Consider the following 15520-nt stretch of genomic DNA (forward strand, 5'->3'; position numbering starts at 1 on the left):
TCGGGGACAAAACATATACCGGATCGTAAATGTCAGTCGGGTATGGAAAGAAACGCCCTCCTCACCGCCGGGGCGGTCGGCGTCGTCGTCGTGGCGCTCGTCGCCGCCGCCGTCGTTCCGGGGGTCGTCGCGGACCCGACCGACGACGGCCCCGTCCGTCCCGGCCCGGTGGACGTCGCCGGGGTCTCCATCGCCGCCGGGCAGGCGACCGGCGAGACGGTCACCCTCGAAATCGAGACGCGAATCGACCACCGAGGCAACCCGACGGAGAACGTGAGCGTCCTCGTCCGCGCCGTCGACGCCGAGTCGGGACTGCTGACGACGACGCAGGAACTCGACGTGGGAACGCTCTCCAAAGACGGTGAGACGGCGGCGACGACCAACCTCACGGTGCCCCGCGAGGGCGGCTACGACGTCGAGGTCGTCCTCTACAGCGACGACGAGCGGGTCGACGAGGCGCGAAAGAGCGTCCGCGGCGTCTCGGCCATCAAGCCGCCGTACCTCCGGTCGACCACCTCGTTCACCGACAGCGAGGCGCTCCCGCCCGTCTCCTTCGCCATCGCGGAGACCGGCGAGGACCGGACGACGCTCGACCTGACGGCGACGCTGACGAACGCCGGCGACGACCCGGCCGAGGAGCTCTCGGTGCTGTTCGTCCTCCGGCAGGCCGAGTCCAACATCGTCGCCTCCCGGACGACGGTCGACGCGGGGACCATCGAGGCCGGTCGGACCGAGACGGTGGACGCGTCGGCGAGCGTCCCGAACGACTACAACTACTACATCGACGCCGTGTTGCTCCGCGACGGGGTCGTCATCGACACCGCCCGCGGCGCGGCGAACCTGAACCCAACGAGGACGATTAGCGTGAACCAGACCAGAGAGGACGTGGAACTCCGCGTCGAAGACTTCGAGAACGGCGACGGCGGCGACGCGCCGCGAGAAACCGGCTACGAGCCGACCGAGACCTCCTCGGCGGCACCGGGCTTCGGCCCGCTCGTGGCGGTCGTGGGACTGCTCGCGGCCGTCTTCGTCGCCCGGAGGTGGTCGAAATGAGCGACGAGATGCGGACGGACGGAGACCGGTCTTCGACTGACGAGACGCGGGCGACGGACGACGAGGAAACCGAGAACCGCGAGTTCGCCGAACGGATGCGCCGCTACCTCGACTACGCGGTGCTCGCGGGACTGCTGTTGCTCGCGCTCATCGCGGCGCTCCAGTTCTACCTCAACGCCAGCCAGACCATCACGACGTGGGTGAACCCCGAGTACCGCGCGCCGTTCCAGGCGGCGTTCAACCTCGTGTTGCTCCTCGGGGCGGCGCTCGGCGTCTCCGTTCAGCTTCGCCGGCTGACGAGCGACTGAGCGGTCCGCGCTACCTCTCACCACGCATACAGTTTTCAGGCCGCCGCCCGAGTCGTTGGCTATGAACTTCCTCTTCGTGTCGGCGGACGCCGCGCTCATCACCGACCTCGCGTGGCAGGTCCACAGGGAGGGCCACGACGTGCGGTACTACATCGAGGCCGAGCGGGACAGGGAAATCGGCGACGGCTTCGTCACGAAGACCGACGACTGGCGCGCGGAGGTCGACTGGGCCGACGTCATCGTCTTCGACGACATCTGGGTCGGCTCCGACATCGGAACCGGCGCGCTGGCACAGGAGCTCCGCGAGGAGGGACACGCCGTCGTCGGCGGGACGCCGAACACCGACCGCCTCGAAGAGGACCGCGGCTACGCCATGGACGTACTGGAGTCCCACGGCGTGGACACGGTCGAACAGCGCGTCTTCCGCGACTTCGACGAGGGCATCGAGTACGTCCGGCGGAACCGCGCCCCCTACGTCATCAAACCGCTGGGCGAGGTCCAGAACGTCAAGCGACTCCTCTACGTCGGCAACGAAGAGGACGGGAGCGACGTGGTCGAGGTGCTCCGCGCGTACAAGCAGGCGTGGGGCCACCGGATGAAGGGCTTTCAGCTCCAGCGGAAGGTCGAGGGCGTCGAAATCGCGGTCTGCGGCTTCTTCAACGGCGAGAAGTTCGTCGACTCGGTGAACTTCAACTTCGAGCACAAGAAGCTGTTTCCGGGCAACATCGGCCCCTCGACCGGCGAGATGGGAACGTCGATGTTCTGGGCCGGGCGGAACCGGCTGTTCGAGGAGACGCTGGGCCGGCTCGAACCGTGGCTCGCCGAGGAGGGTTACGTCGGGAGCATCGACATCAACTGCATCGTCAACGAACACGGCATCTACCCGCTGGAGTTCACCCCGCGGTTCGGCTACCCGACGATTACGCTCCAAGAGGAGTCCTTCGAGTCGTCGACCGCGCAGTTCTTCTACGACCTCGCCCACGGCAACGACCCCGACCTCTCGGTCCACGGCGGCTACCAAATCGCGGTCCGCATCGTCCTACCGCCGTTCCCCTTCAACGACGAGAAGACCTACGACGAGAACTCGCGGAACGCGGCGGTCGTCTTCGAGACCGACAGCCGCGAGGGCGTCCACATCGAGGACGCGAAACTCGTCGACGGGCAGTGGCGCGCCGCCGGCGAGAGCGGCATCCCGCTCGTCGTCACCGGGAAGGGCGAGACGATGCAGGAGGCGAGAAGACAGGCGTACGACCGCGTCGACGACATCGTCATCCCGAACCTGTACTACCGCGACGACATCGGCGAGCGGTGGATAAGCGGCGACGGCGACCGACTGCTCGCGTGGGGCTACCTCGGCCCGGCGAGCGAATGAGAGACTAGTTGAGCGCCAGCCACGCGGCGAAGACGGCGAGGCCGCCGACGGCGGTGCTCAGCGCGGCGTGGAACCTGAGGCGGTCGAGAATCGCGTGAGCGTGGCCGTCTTCGACAGACAGCAGTTCGTGAATCTCGCTTCCGATTTCACAGCGCGGGAGGAAGTCCATGGCGACGTGGAGGAACACGCCGGAGGCGAAGCCGAAGACGAGGCCGCGGAAGGCGTCGGTAGCGGGGAGCGACACGGCGCTGGAGACGATGGCGGCGATGCCGAGGCCCGCCGCGGGAAGAAGCAGGGGAGCGACCGACTTGTCCTGTCCCGAGAGCCGGCGGGCGGCGGCGTAGCCGGCCGGCCCCTTGTGGGAGACGATGGCGAGGCCGAGGCCGACGCCCACGTCGATGTTCCCGTAGACGATACCGATAATCGCGCCCGCGGAGACGGCGTGCGCCGAGAGTTCGGTCACGGTGCGGTCCACGGGGAACTCCATGTGGGCGAAGCGGTGGCCGACGGTGTGGGCGGCGAAGCCCGCGAGGATGCCGAAGGCGATGCCGAAGCCGCCGAACTGGGTGTGGTGGCCGAGCGCCTGCGGGACCAGAAACACCGCGGCGCTCGTCACCATCGCGCCGCTGGCGAGGCCGTAGCCCCAGACGAGTCCCTCGGCGTGTTCGGTCCGGCTCCGCGCCCCGAGGGGCGCGGCGAGCGCCATCGCGCCGAAGGCGGCCCACGAGACGATAAGGAGGTTCCACGCCCCGGCGCTCGCGGCGTATCCGGAGAGCGCGACGAGCGCCACGACGCTCCCCGCGCCGATGGCCGTCGAACGGTTCATATTATGAACGAGCTGGTTCGGATTAATAAGGAGCGCGGTTCCGGCGGAACGCGGGGTCGAAACGCGACGGGACCTCAGCGCGTCGCCCGCTTCCACGCCTTGAGGTCCGCGACGTCGCCGTCGAACTCGGCGGGGTCGGCGTCGGTCGCCGCCCAGACGAACAGGCCGGCCACGTCGTCGGGGTCGCGGCCCTGTCCGCCGGTGAGGTCGGTGGCGACGAGGCCGGGGTCGACGACCGTCACGGTTCGGTCGCAGTCGGCGGCGAACTGCCGAACGAGCGCCTCGGCGGCCGCCTTCGAGACGGCGTACGCGCCCATCCCCGGCTTCGCCTCGCGGGCGACGGAGCCGGAGGGGACGAGGATTCGCCCGTCGTCGGCCATGTGCGGGAGCGCCTCTTTGACCGCCGCGAAGACGCCGCGGACGTTGGTTCGGAGGGTGTCGTCGAACGCCGCGTAGGACTCCTCGGGCGCGGGCATCTCGCCGGGCGTCCCGTGGGCGACGGCGGCGTTGGCGACGACCACGTCGATTCGCCCGCCGGCGCGGGCCGCCGTCTCCATCAGGCGCTCCATGTCGAGTTCGTCGCGCACGTCGGCGCGGACGGCGCTGGCGGTCCCGCCGTCGCTCTCGATGTCGTCGACGACCGACTGGAGGGCGTCGGCGTCGCGAGCGCAGGCGACGACCGTCGCGCCGGCGCGACCGAGGGCGCGCGCGACCGCCGCGCCGATTCCCGAACTCGCACCCGTGACCACCACGGTGGTGTCGTTCATGCGGGGCCGTAAGGAGGGACCGAGCCTAAAGCTACCCCCCGACGGCGGTCGATTCGGTCAGTCGATTTATGTCCTCTACGTCCTTACGAACGGACATGAATTCTGTCTCGGCTCTCGACTCTCTCGCCGGGGAGTCCGTCGTCGTCATCGGCGGCGGGTTCGGCGGCCTCTCGACGGCGTGCTATCTCGCCGACGCCGGCGCCGACGTGACGCTGTTGGAGAAGAACGAACAGCTCGGCGGCCGAGCCAGCACGCTCGAACGCGACGGCTTCCGGTTCGACATGGGGCCGTCGTGGTATCTCATGCCCGACGTGTTCGAGCGATTCTTCGCCTACTTCGGCAAGCGGCCCGAGGACTACTACGGGCTGACCCGACTCGACCCGCACTACCGCATCTTCTTCAAGGACGGCGACCGCGTCGATATGCTCCCCGACCTCGCGGCCAACAAGGCCACCTTCGAGTCGTACGAACCCGGCGCGGGCGACAGGCTCGACGACTACCTCCGGAAGGCCGAGCGGAACTACCGCATCGGGATGGAACACTTCGTCTACACCGACCGCCCGGACCTCACCGACTACATCGACCTCGACGTGTTCCGGTACTCGTGGGGGCTGTCGCTCGTCGGCTCGATGCAGGACCACGTCGAGAACTACTTCGACCACCCGAAGCTCCAGCAGATAATGCAGTACACGCTGGTGTTCCTCGGCGGCGCGCCGAACAACACCCCGGCGCTCTACAACCTGATGAGCCACGTGGACTTCAACATGGGCGTCTACTACCCCGACGGCGGTCTCGCGGGCGTCGTCGACGCCATCGTCGACCTCGCCGAGGAGTTGGGCGTCGAGTTCCACACCGACTCCCCCGTGGCCGAAATCGCGGGTCGCCGCGGCGGGTTCGCCGTCCGCACCGAAGACGGCCGCGAGTTCCTCTGCGACCAGGTCGTCTCCGACGCCGACTACGCCCACACCGAACAGGAGCTCCTCCCCGAGAAGAAGCGCCAGTACGACGCCGACTACTGGGATTCTCGGACCTACGCCCCCTCGGCGTTCCTGCTCTACCTCGGCGTCGAGGGCGACGTGGACGAACTCGCCCACCACACGCTCGTGTTACCCACCGACTGGGACGACCACTTCGAGACGATATTCGACGACCCCGCGTGGCCCGACGACCCCGCGTACTACCTCTGTGTCCCCTCGGAGACCGACGACTCGGTCGCGCCGGAGGGCCACAGCAATCTCTTCGCGCTCGTCCCCATCGCGGCCGGACTGGAGGACACGCCCGAACAGCGCGAGCGCTACCGTGACCTCGTCCTCGACGACATCGCCGAGAACACCGGCGTCGACCTGCGCGACAGAATCGTCGTCGAGGAGTCGTTCTGCGTGAACGACTTCAAGGAGCGATACAACAGCACGCAGGGCACCGCGCTCGGGCTCGCGCACACGCTGTTCCAGACGGCGCTCCTCCGCCCGCCGCACGGCTCCGACGCGGTCGACGGCCTCTACTTCACCGGCTCGTTCACCACGCCGGGCATCGGCGTCCCGATGTGTCTCATCAGCGGCCAGCTCACCGCCGAGGAGATGGCCGACGACGCGAGGTAAGACCGAGATGGCCGCACAGACCGAGGCCGGAGAGGGTGGAGACGGCGGTCTGCGTGACCGCCTCGTCTACCTCGCGGTCCTCTCACGCCCCCGATTCTGGCTCTACCTCGCCGGGCCCGTCGTCGTCGGCGTCGCGGCCGCCGCGAGCGCCCCGGCCGACCTGTTCGGCCTCGAACCCCTCGCCCTGTTCGCGTACTTCCTCGTCCCCGCGAACGTCTTTCTGTACGGCGTCAACGACGTGTTCGACGCCGACGTGGACGCGGCGAACCCGAAGAAAGACGACCGCGAGGCCCGGTGGCGCGGCGACCCAGTAAACACCGCCGTCGTCGCCGCGAGCGGCCTGCTCGGCGTCGGCCTGTTCGCCCTCGTCCCGCGGGTCGCGTGGCCGTGGCTCGCCGCGCACTTCTTCCTCGCCGTCGAGTACAGCGCCCCGCCGCTTCGGTTCAAGACGACGCCGCTTCTCGACTCTGTGTCGAACGGGCTGTACGTCCTGCCGGGCGTCGCCGCCTACGCGGCCGTCTCGGGGTCGAACCCGCCGATGCTCGCTGTCGCGGGCGCGTGGCTCTGGACGATGGGGATGCACACGTTCTCCGCGATTCCCGACATCGAACCCGACCGCGAGGCCGGCATTCGGACGACCGCGACGGCCCTCGGCGAGCGCCGGACCTACTGGTACTGCGCCGCGACGTGGGCGCTCGCCGCCGTCGCCTTCGCCGCGGTCGACCTCCGACTCGGCGCGCTGTTGGCGGCCTATCCGGTCGTCGTCCTCGGCGTCGTCGCCGCCGGCGTCGACGTGGACCGGGCGTACTGGTGGTACCCCGTCATCAACACCGTCGTCGGCATGCTCATCACCCTCGGGGCGCTCTGGAGGCTCGTCTATGGGTGAACGCGAGTCCCCGGAGGTGCGCCCGTGAGCGTGAGCGACCTGCGAGCGCGCCTGCCGTCCACACGGGACGACGCCGAGGACGCGCTCGACCGACTCGTGCGCGACAACCGCTTTACCATCTCGGTGTTCTTCCCGCTGAACGGTGCGGTGCTCCTCGTCGCCAGCGCGATGGGGTGGCTCCCCGACCCGCTGGCGTTCAACGCGTTTCTCATCCTCCTCGGGACGCTCGTGATGCGCTCGCCGCTCATCGTGGGCGTCCTCCCGCTCGTGACCCGGCGGGCCGCCCTCGGCGTCGGCGCGCTCACCGCGTACGCCTACGCCATCGAGTACACCGGCGTCACCACGGGCTGGCCGTACGGCTGGTTCCACTACGGCGTCGACCTCGGACCGACGGTCGCCGGGGTTCCCGTCGGGCTACCGGTGTTTTTCATCCCGCTCGTGATGAACGCCTACCTGCTGTGTCTGCTCCTGTTGGGCGACCGCGCCCGCAACGGGGCCGTCCGCCTCGGCGTCGTCATCGCGGCCGTCCTCGCCATGGACGTGGTGCTCGACCCCGGCGCGGTCGCGCTCGGCTTCTGGGAGTACTACCGCCTCGCCGACGACGCGCGCCTGTTCTACGGCGTCCCGCTTTCGAACTACGCCGGCTGGGTCGTCAGCGCGACCGTCGCCGTCGTCGCGCTCGACTGGTCGTTCGACCGCGAGGCGCTTCTCGCCCGCCTCGACCGCACGGAGTTCATGCTCGACGACCTCGTGAGCTTCGTCATCCTCTGGGGCGGCATCAACGCGTGGTTCGGCAACTGGATTCCCGTCGCGGTCGCGGCGCTGTTCGGCGTCGGACTGCTCAAGACGGACCGGTTCGACTCGCGGCTCCTGCGGCTTCCGCGGCGGTTGCCGTGGCGGTCCTGAGCGTCGGTGTGCTCCAGCGTCAGTTCTCAGTCCGACTCGACGCCGCGACGCCGGCCCCGGTAGGCCGCGCCGAGTCGCTCCCACTTGAGCAGACCGAAGCCGAGGAGGACGAGCCCGAAGCCGAGGAGCGTGGCCGCGGTCACGGGCTCCGCGAACAGGAGCCAACTGTACACCGCCCCGAAGCCGGCGATGGCGTAGGTGACGAGGTTGAGTTCGACCGAGCCGAGGCGCGGGAGAAGCGAGAAGTACAGCAGGTAACAGACCGCGCTCGCAAAGACGCCGAGGTAGACGAGGCCCGCGAGGCCCGCGAGCGACACGTCGACCACCGCCAGCGATTCGGTCGGGCTCGCGGCGCTGGCGAGGTGGGTCGCGGCGGCCCCGACGACCATCGCCCACGCGGTCTGGGCGGCGAACGGCATCTCGGCGTCGATTCGCTGAGTGAGCACGCCGCCGAGCGCGAAGGAGGCCGCGGCGAGCACCAGTATCGCCTGCCCCGCGGCGTTCGCACCGAGGAGGTTCGACGGCTCCGGGTCGGTGATGACGACCAACCCGAGGAAGCCGACGGCGACGCCGAGGAGTTCGACCGGGCCGAACCGCTCGTCGGGGAGAAGCGGCTTCGCGAAGCCGACGGTCAGTATCGGAATCAGCCCCGCGAGCACCGACGCGACCGCGCTCGGGACGGTCTGCTGGCCGACGTTCTGGAGGACGCTGTAGCCCGCGAGCGACAGGAGGCCGGCCAGGGCGACGACCGTCCAGTCGCGGCTCGTTCGGGGTCGCCAGTAGTCGGTTCGCCACCCCGCGTACAGCAACAGGAGCGCCGCCCCGATGTCGAGCCGGAGCGCGGCGTACAGAATCGGCGGGAACGACCCCAGACCGAGCGTCACCGCGGGGTAGGTCCCGCCCCACAGCGCGGCCAAGAGGACGAACAGGGCGGCGGTCCGATACCGACCGGCGAGGGACGACTCACCGACCATGGTGGAGCGTCAGCCCGCGAGAGGGAGGCGTGTCGTCGTCGATTGCGATAGTTCGGGGCGATGCCTCGGGTGCGAACCTCGTCCGGTCGCCGGTCGAACGCGACGCGTCGGCGCGTACGCTCATCACCGAAACCGACGCCTGCGACCTCGGAGAACCTGCGGGTTAGTATGCTAACGTTCGTCGCCGCCGCCCGCGTTCGGCCGGTCGGTGTCGAGGCCGGCGAGCGCCGAGACGGCGGCTCCGAGGAGCTTCCGCTCCGCGCGGCGGAGCGTCTTCGAGATGGCCACGTCGGAGACGCCGCACCGCTCGCCGAGGGAGGCGAGCGACTCGTTTCGCGGCGTCTCGTAGTAGCCGTGTTCGACCGCGGTCCGGAGCACCCGGGCCTCCGTTTCGGTGAGACGCTCACAGCCGTCGAGGAGCGTCGCCGCCTCGTGGAAGTGCCGGAAGACGTCGGGCGCGACCGAGTCGTCGAGCGGCGTCTGCTCGACGACGGTGAGTTCGTAGCGGCGGTCGAGCGAGTCGAGTGTCGCGGCCGCGGCGTGAGGGTCGGCGAACCCGAGGTGCCACCGCTCCCAGCCGTCTCTGTCGCGGAAGGGCGCGATGACCGCGCCGCCGTGGGCGAGGACCGTTTCGATGGCGACGGTCTCTTCGAGCACCACGTGAGCGGTCGCGTGCGAGCCGCGCTTCCGCTTCAGTTCGAAATAGCTGACGCCGTCGGCGTCTCTGAGCGCTCGAATGCCGGCTTCCAACTGCGAGCGCCCCGGCGACGAGGCCTCGACCCAGAGGTCGCACCGACCCGTCTCGGGCGAGAGATTCCAGTACGGCGTGGTAAGCGTCACGTCGTGCGCGGCGGTCACCCGTCCCAGCGGACAGTTTAACCGGGTGTCGAGGGTGACGCGATGCATGCGGTAGGCTCCGCCGGCCACTCAGTAAACGGTTTCGCGGAAAACCCCGCGTCGCTCAGTCCGACCCCCAGCGGCTCAGCGACCGGAGCCACCCGGAGACGCGTCCACTGCGCCGCGAGCGGCCGACCGGCGTCGAACCGGGGCCGAACTCCGCGTCGAGTTCCTCGTCGTCGGGGTAGGGAACGACGCTGACGGCCTTGAACACGGCCACGGGGTCGCGCCAGACGGCCCAGTACGCCGCGGTCTTCGCGAGGAGCGCGAGCTTCCGCCCGAGGCCGAGTTCGGGCGTCGCCGTGAGGGTGTCGTAGTCGAGCTTTCGAATCGACCGGTGGTGGTCGGCGTACAGCACCGCCGAGAGCAACACCGGGAACTGGCAGTCCGCCGGGAGATACTCGATGCCGGCGACGCCGTCGCGGTACAGCGACTCCGTTCGGCGGAGTTCGTCGCGCATCACGTCGGCGACGCGCTCGTCGAACTCGAGGGCGAGAATCTGTTCGGTGTCGACGCCGTGGCGGTCCAGCGTCGTCCGCGGGAGGTAGACCCGATCGCGCTCGACCACATCTTCGCCCACGTCGCGGAGAAAGTTCGACATCTGAAACGCCTGCCCGAGCGCCGTCGCGTGCGGGAGCGCCGCCTCGGGGTCGTCGGGCCGCATGACTGCGGTCATCATTCGGCCGACCGCCGAGGCCGACCCGTCCATGTACGCCTCTAACTCCTCGTAGCTCTCGTAGCGGTCCTTCTCGATGTCCGACTCCATGGCGTCGATGAAGACGTGCACGTCGTCGGGGTCGATGCCGTAGCGCTCTCTGAGTTCGGCGAACGCCGACAGGACGGGGTCGTCGGTCTCCGCCTCGCCGAGCGCCTCGGCGCGGAGGCGCTCGAGGCGCTCGCGCTGTTTTGCCGGTGGCGCGGTCTGCTCGGCGTCGACGACCTCGTCGGCGACGCGGAAGAACGCGTACAGGACGTACGTGGCGTGTCTGACGCGCTCGGGAAGGAGCCGCGTCGCGAAGTAAAACGTCTTTCCCGTCCGCTGTTGGATGTCTTTTCCCGCCTCGACCTGTGATTCGTTGAGCATCGTTTCGTGTGCGTGGCCGCGTCCGTCTCGGGACCAACTGAGCTGACCGGTGAGGACGGCCGTTAGTTCGGTCGCCGCCGACATAACGCTTCGTGCCGCCGTGAAATCAACCCGCGAACCCGCCGACTTCGCGGCGGTCCCGTTTCGGGCGTCTTCTGTCAGGTTTCGTTACCAGAACGTGTCGCTACAGTCGTAGACGACCCCGTGTTCCGGGCAGACGTACTTGCAGTGGCGGTGGTCCATCGATGTGCCGCAGAAGGGGCAGGGTCTACCCTTCGGGGATTCGATGGCGCACGCGTTCCGTCCGGCGTCGTCGTCCATACGAGTTTTCGTAGGACGCGACCGACATATCCCTTACTGCCGTCGGCGGGGTCCTCAGTCGGCTCGCCTCGTTCGGCCCAGTGGCGAGGTGGACTCGGCACGTCCGAACTCGACCCGGATTTGGTACGGAACTGGAACAACGCTCATGTGCGGTCGTCGCCGAGTCGAACTCGTCGCGTCGAACGGCACCCGCGAGAATAATACCGCGCTCGACCAATCAGTCAAACGAACAGTCGATGGAGAAGGCGCTCTGGTATCTGCTCACGGCGACCCGCGGCGGCGAGAACCGCGTCCGCATCATCCGCGTCCTCTCGGAGCGCCCGCAGAACGCGAACCGCCTCGCCGACGAACTCGACGTGGGCTACAAGACCGTCAGACACCACCTCGACGCCCTCGAATCCCACGGGGTCGTCGAGGCCGGCGGCGACAAGTACGGGCGACTGTACTTCCTCACAGACCAGTTCGAACGGTACCGCGACACCTTCGAAGAAATCGCGACACACCTCGATTGATATGGCAATGGACACCCAAATCATGGCGGCGAGCGCCCTCTCGGGCGTGAATATCGTCTTCCTCGCGGCGCTAACCGCCGTGTGGATTCGCAACTACCGGACGTTCCGCACCTCACTCGTCCTCGGCCTGCTCGCGTTCGCCGTCGTCATGCTCGTCGAGAACGCCGTCGCGCTCTACTTCTTTGTCACGATGCAGAGCCTCTACTCCGGCGACCCCCACGTCCAGCAGGCCGTGTTGGTCCTCCGCGGCCTCCAACTCGTCGCGCTGGCGTTCCTGACCTACGTGACGGTCCGGTGAGCGTTCCGGCGGTGTCGCACGCGCCGGACCCGTCCCGCTCGCACCCCGCCCGAATTTGGTACTGACTCGACCCCGATTCGTCACGGAGTCGCCCCGAATCTCGAAAAATCGCCTTTAGCCCGCCTCGCGTCCTCGTTCTCGTGGCTCCGACCACACGTGAGACCAATGACTGAGACGACGACTGAGGCGACGACGAACCTGACGACACCGACGACGAGACGAACCGTCCTCGGACTGACCGGCGCGGGCGTGCTGACTGCCCTCGCCGGCTGTCTGGGGAGCGCGAGCCTTCCGGGCCAATCGGCCGGAAACGGGACCAACGGGAACGACCAGTCGGCGAGGACCTACCGCGTGACGGTGGCGAACCTGACGACCGGACAGCCGTTCACCCCGCCGGCGGTGGTCGCCCACCGCGCCGGCGTGGAACTGTTCGCCGTCGGCGACCCGGCGAGCGACGCCATCAGGGAACTCGCCGAGAACGGGAACCTCGGCCCGCTCGGCGAACTGGCCGAGGAGAGCGATGACGTTCGGGGCGTCACGGTCGCCGACGCGCCGCTCGTCCCCGAAGAGCTTCCGGCGAGCGAGACGTTCCCCGCGGCCGCGACGCTCGAACTGGAGACCGACGCCAGCGGCGCGTACCTCTCGTTCGTCAGCATGCTCATCGGCACGAACGACGGCTTCGCCGGCCTCGACACCGTCCCGCTCCCCGAGCGGGTCAACGAGTCGCGGTCGTACTTCGCGGCCAGCTACGACGCCGGAACCGAAGTCAACACCGAGGCGTACGCCGACATGGTCCCCCCTGCACAGGCCCTCTACGGCATCGACTCCGGCACCGAGGGGACCGGCGCGAGCGACCCGGACCTCGCCGAGGGAGGAGTCGTCACTCCCCACGCCGGCATCGTCGGCGACGGCGACCTCGACCCCGCGGTTTACGGCTGGGACGACCCCGTCGCGCTGGTTCAGGTCGAGCGACTCGACTGAGTCGGCCGAACCCCGCTTTTCGACCCGCGGCCACGTCGCTCACGGGTCACAAACGGCGTTAGAGAACGAAAGCCCGAGGCGTGGACGCCGTCGGAAGCGAACGACCGGGGGCGGTCGTCCGATGAAACCACGTAGCGTACCACGCGGCGAGTGCGGGGCCTCGACCGCGCGATGCTGTCGCAACTGCGTCTACCCGTTGTCGGAGCGCGTTGAACCGCTCTGGTGGTGTGGTGGTGGTGGGTGGGTGGGGGGCATTCGGTCGGTGAGAGACCGACGCGAACGGGAGGGTCTCTGACAACGGCGAATACCAGTTCGTTATTACCTGTCAAAGCTGTACCGGTGGTTCGGGAACTGCATCGCCGGAGACGAACCGAGCCGGATTCACCCGTGAGGCGGCGTGTCGCCGCTCGTGCAGTCGGTCACTCGTCGCCGTCCCCCGAACTTCGCGTACGGGCTCCGGTGAGTGTTCCGAATCAGGTCCTCGTCGGAGACGCGGAGGCCCAACTCGTCTAACTCCTCGCCGATTCGGCTGAGGTCGTCGCCGTCGACGCCGATGGCCCGGACCATGACGTTCCGCTCGCCGGTCATCACCTCCTGTACTTCGACGACGCCGGGGACCGCGGCGGCGGCCTCGGCCAACTCCTCGCGCTCCGGAATCGGGGCCGTACAGACGATGAGCGTGTACAGCTGGTAGCCCGCGCGCTCGTAGTCCACGTCGGCGTGGTAGCCGCGGAGGACCCCGTCGGCCTCGAGCCGCTGGATGCGGTTCCGGACGGTGCTCGCCGAGGCGTCGAGTTCGTCGGCGATGTCGGTCGACGACGTGCGGCGCGCCTCCGCCTGTAACGTGTACAGTATCTGTCTGTCCAGCGCGTCGAGTTCTCGACTCGTCATTCGTCCGCCCGTCTGTCGCCCGCGACATTAACTTTCCCGGCGTTATTGTCAGAACCGCAGTTCAAACTGGATATTAATCGACTCCCGATAACTGACTACATACATCAGCGGACGGCCGATGCTTTCTAACGGGTCGAGCGCCAACGGGCGTACCACCGACACAGATGAACCCAACAGAGATTGGCATACGCCTCGTCGCGGGGGCGTTACTCATCCTCACGAACGGTTTCTTCGTCGCCATCGAGTTCGCGCTGACCCGCGCGCGGCAGTTCACCGAGTCCGAGTTCGTCGACGGCGACTCCCGACTCGAACGGGCCTGGGAGATGACCCAAGAGCTCGAACTGTATCTCACGACCTGTCAGGTCGGAATCACGGCGTCGAGCATCGCCGTCGGTATCGTCGCCGAACCCGCGCTGGCGGCGCTGTTCGAACCGCTACTCGAACCGATTTTCGCCGGGACGACGCTCGCGACCGTCGGGGCCGGCGCGCTCATCGCCTACCTGATTATCAACCTCCTGCACCTCACCCACGGCGAGCAGACGCCGACGTACCTCGGCGTCGAGCGCTCCCGCATGGTCTGTCGCTACGGGGCGACGCCGCTCCACTGGTTCTACGTCGCCATCTCGCCCATCATCAAGTTCGGCGACTGGGTCGCCAAGTGGACGCTCAAGCTCTTCGGCATCGAGATGTCGGGCGCGTGGCTCGAAACCGAGACCGACGTCATCGAGTCCCGCGGCCAACTCCGCGAGCGCCTGCACTCCCTGCTCGAAGAGGGCGAACTCCCCGAGGAGCGCCGCGACGAGGTGCTCAACGCGCTCGACGTGGACGAACTCTCCATCAGCGAAATCATGATTCCCAGCGACGACATCGTCGCGCTCTCGACGGCGGCGACGCCCGGCGAGAACTTCGACCGGATTCGGAACACCCCCCACACCCGCTTCCCGCTCGTCGGCGACTCGTTCACCGACTTCCGCGGCGTCGTCTACGCGCCCTCCATCATCGACAACTTCGAGGCGCTCCGCGCCGGCGAGCGCTCGTTCGAGGAAATCGCCGCGCCGACGATGACGCTCGCCGCCGACACCAACGTCAGCGACGCGTTCGACCAGTTCCAAGCCGAAGACCAGGAACTCGCGCTCGTCTTACGAGACGGCGCGGTCGTCGGCCTCCTCACCGCGACCGACGCCCTCGAAGCGGTCATGGGCGAACTCGACGACCCGCTCGACTAACACGGCGGTCGCGGTTTCGGTCCCGTTTTTCCGGGGTTTTCCGGTCGCTAATCGCGACTCACGACGACCGAAGTCGCCGAGTCGAGCGTGCTCGTGGTGACTCACGGGTGGCTTGGGGCGTGTCGAGTTGGTGCCTGACCGAGGAGTCGGTCTCAACAGACCCAGTACTGACTCGTTTCCGTCGACCCCCCGGGGGGTACGGGGGAATCGAGGGTCGACGGAAACGTTGATGTGAGTTCGCTATGTACAGCCGTCTACCCCCGTGAATTCGGACGGGTTTCAGACGAACCCTTGTGGGATTGAAGCCCATCGTTAGATGTGGCCTCCGCAAATCCCCCTCGAGTTTCAGACGAACCCTTGTGGGATTGAAGCGAGGTCGCCAATGTCCTGCCGGTAGTAATCCCGGTAGTTTCAGACGAACCCTTGTGGGATTGAAGCTCATGTCACTCACGCAGACCACACAGAGTGCCGAGTTTCAGACGAACCCTTGTGGGATTGAAGCTCCTCAGAGAGCGAGTCGCTGTTGGTAGCCCACAGTTTCAGACGAACCCTTGTGGGATTGAAGCGGCCGGTCCTCGACATCATCGCGGGAGTGGTCAACGGTTTCAGACGAACCCTTG

Annotated in this window: 17 protein-coding genes and 1 CRISPR repeat array; of the genes, 10 read left to right on the forward strand and 7 right to left on the reverse strand. The window is 67.9% G+C overall.

Features of this window, described 5'->3' with window-relative positions; translation table 11 throughout:
* Nucleotides 1-42: 42 nt before the first annotated feature.
* From C441_RS12315 to C441_RS12325, 3 genes are all read left to right on the forward strand, one after another.
* Nucleotides 43-1053 (forward strand): DUF7490 domain-containing protein, encoded by a 1011-nt coding sequence (locus C441_RS12315; RefSeq protein WP_007275364.1) that lies wholly within the window; start codon nucleotides 43-45, stop codon nucleotides 1051-1053.
* Nucleotides 1050-1361, forward strand: coding sequence for a hypothetical protein (locus tag C441_RS12320; protein WP_049920569.1), 312 nt, complete (start codon nucleotides 1050-1052; stop codon nucleotides 1359-1361). Before C441_RS12315 ends, C441_RS12320 begins: the two co-directional genes overlap by 4 nt.
* A 61-nt stretch (nucleotides 1362-1422) precedes the next feature.
* Entirely contained in the window at nucleotides 1423-2733 is a 1311-nt protein-coding gene (locus C441_RS12325) for a phosphoribosylamine--glycine ligase (RefSeq protein ID WP_007275366.1), read from the forward strand.
* Nucleotides 2734-2737: 4 nt separating this feature from the next.
* On the opposite strand, the gene C441_RS12330 is transcribed toward C441_RS12325, so the two are convergent.
* Together C441_RS12330 and C441_RS12335 are read right to left on the reverse strand one after the other, a co-directional pair.
* Nucleotides 2738-3559 (reverse strand): hypothetical protein, encoded by an 822-nt coding sequence (locus tag C441_RS12330; protein ID WP_007275367.1) that lies wholly within the window; start codon nucleotides 3557-3559, stop codon nucleotides 2738-2740.
* Between the two features lie 74 nt (nucleotides 3560-3633).
* Nucleotides 3634-4326 (reverse strand): SDR family NAD(P)-dependent oxidoreductase, encoded by a 693-nt coding sequence (locus C441_RS12335; RefSeq protein WP_007275368.1) that lies wholly within the window; start codon nucleotides 4324-4326, stop codon nucleotides 3634-3636.
* Nucleotides 4327-4421: 95 nt separating this feature from the next.
* On the opposite strand from C441_RS12335, the gene C441_RS12340 reads away from it, so the two are divergent.
* The 3 genes from C441_RS12340 to cruF are packed head-to-tail and all read left to right on the forward strand — an operon-like array spanning nucleotide 4422 to nucleotide 7716.
* Nucleotides 4422-5924 carry a phytoene desaturase family protein gene (locus C441_RS12340; RefSeq protein ID WP_007275369.1) on the forward strand — a complete coding sequence of 501 codons (1503 nt, stop codon included), beginning with the start codon at nucleotides 4422-4424 and terminating at the stop codon, nucleotides 5922-5924.
* 7 nt (nucleotides 5925-5931) lie between these two features.
* Nucleotides 5932-6810 (forward strand): prenyltransferase, encoded by an 879-nt coding sequence (locus tag C441_RS12345; protein WP_007275370.1) that lies wholly within the window; start codon nucleotides 5932-5934, stop codon nucleotides 6808-6810.
* Between the two features lie 24 nt (nucleotides 6811-6834).
* On the forward strand, nucleotides 6835-7716 hold the full coding sequence (gene cruF, locus C441_RS12350) for a bisanhydrobacterioruberin hydratase (protein ID WP_007275371.1): 882 nt from the start codon (nucleotides 6835-6837) through the stop codon (nucleotides 7714-7716).
* Nucleotides 7717-7742: 26 nt separating this feature from the next.
* Here the strand turns inward: cruF and C441_RS12355 are convergent, their stop codons facing one another.
* From C441_RS12355 to C441_RS19960, 4 genes are all read right to left on the reverse strand, one after another.
* Complete coding sequence (locus tag C441_RS12355) at nucleotides 7743-8690, reverse strand: DMT family transporter (protein ID WP_007275372.1); 948 nt, start codon at nucleotides 8688-8690, stop codon at nucleotides 7743-7745.
* A gap of 171 nt (nucleotides 8691-8861) precedes the next feature.
* On the reverse strand, nucleotides 8862-9596 hold the full coding sequence (locus C441_RS12360) for a helix-turn-helix domain-containing protein (RefSeq protein WP_049920570.1): 735 nt from the start codon (nucleotides 9594-9596) through the stop codon (nucleotides 8862-8864).
* A 55-nt stretch (nucleotides 9597-9651) separates the two neighbouring features.
* The gene (locus C441_RS12365; protein ID WP_049920578.1) at nucleotides 9652-10671 is read right to left on the reverse strand and encodes a phytoene/squalene synthase family protein; all 1020 of its coding nucleotides are present in this window, start codon (nucleotides 10669-10671) and stop codon (nucleotides 9652-9654) included.
* 168 nt (nucleotides 10672-10839) lie between these two features.
* Nucleotides 10840-10992, reverse strand: coding sequence for an HVO_2523 family zinc finger protein (locus tag C441_RS19960; protein WP_004042510.1), 153 nt, complete (start codon nucleotides 10990-10992; stop codon nucleotides 10840-10842).
* A gap of 236 nt (nucleotides 10993-11228) precedes the next feature.
* Between C441_RS19960 and C441_RS12370 the strand changes: the two genes are divergently transcribed.
* The 3 genes from C441_RS12370 (at nucleotide 11229) to C441_RS12380 (ending at nucleotide 12783) form a co-directional block, all read left to right on the forward strand.
* Nucleotides 11229-11504, forward strand: coding sequence for an ArsR/SmtB family transcription factor (locus C441_RS12370; RefSeq protein ID WP_007275375.1), 276 nt, complete (start codon nucleotides 11229-11231; stop codon nucleotides 11502-11504).
* Between the two features lies 1 nt (nucleotide 11505).
* Nucleotides 11506-11802 carry a hypothetical protein gene (locus C441_RS12375; RefSeq protein ID WP_049917988.1) on the forward strand — a complete coding sequence of 99 codons (297 nt, stop codon included), beginning with the start codon at nucleotides 11506-11508 and terminating at the stop codon, nucleotides 11800-11802.
* Nucleotides 11803-11967: 165 nt separating this feature from the next.
* Nucleotides 11968-12783, forward strand: coding sequence for a spondin domain-containing protein (locus tag C441_RS12380; RefSeq protein ID WP_007275376.1), 816 nt, complete (start codon nucleotides 11968-11970; stop codon nucleotides 12781-12783).
* A 381-nt stretch (nucleotides 12784-13164) separates the two neighbouring features.
* On the opposite strand, the gene C441_RS12385 is transcribed toward C441_RS12380, so the two are convergent.
* Nucleotides 13165-13674 carry an Lrp/AsnC family transcriptional regulator gene (locus C441_RS12385; RefSeq protein WP_007275377.1) on the reverse strand — a complete coding sequence of 170 codons (510 nt, stop codon included), beginning with the start codon at nucleotides 13672-13674 and terminating at the stop codon, nucleotides 13165-13167.
* A gap of 164 nt (nucleotides 13675-13838) precedes the next feature.
* On the opposite strand from C441_RS12385, the gene C441_RS12390 reads away from it, so the two are divergent.
* A complete protein-coding gene (locus C441_RS12390; protein ID WP_007275378.1) occupies nucleotides 13839-14900 on the forward strand; it encodes a CNNM domain-containing protein in 1062 nt (353 codons plus the stop codon).
* 275 nt (nucleotides 14901-15175) lie between these two features.
* Nucleotides 15176-15466: direct repeats of the CRISPR family, unit length 31 nt; unit sequence AGTTTCAGACGAACCCTTGTGGGATTGAAGC.
* The last annotated feature ends 54 nt before the right edge of the window (nucleotides 15467-15520 follow it).

Origin of the sequence: Haloferax sulfurifontis ATCC BAA-897 (assembly GCF_000337835.1) — an archaeon.
GTDB classification, from domain to species: domain Archaea; phylum Halobacteriota; class Halobacteria; order Halobacteriales; family Haloferacaceae; genus Haloferax; species Haloferax denitrificans.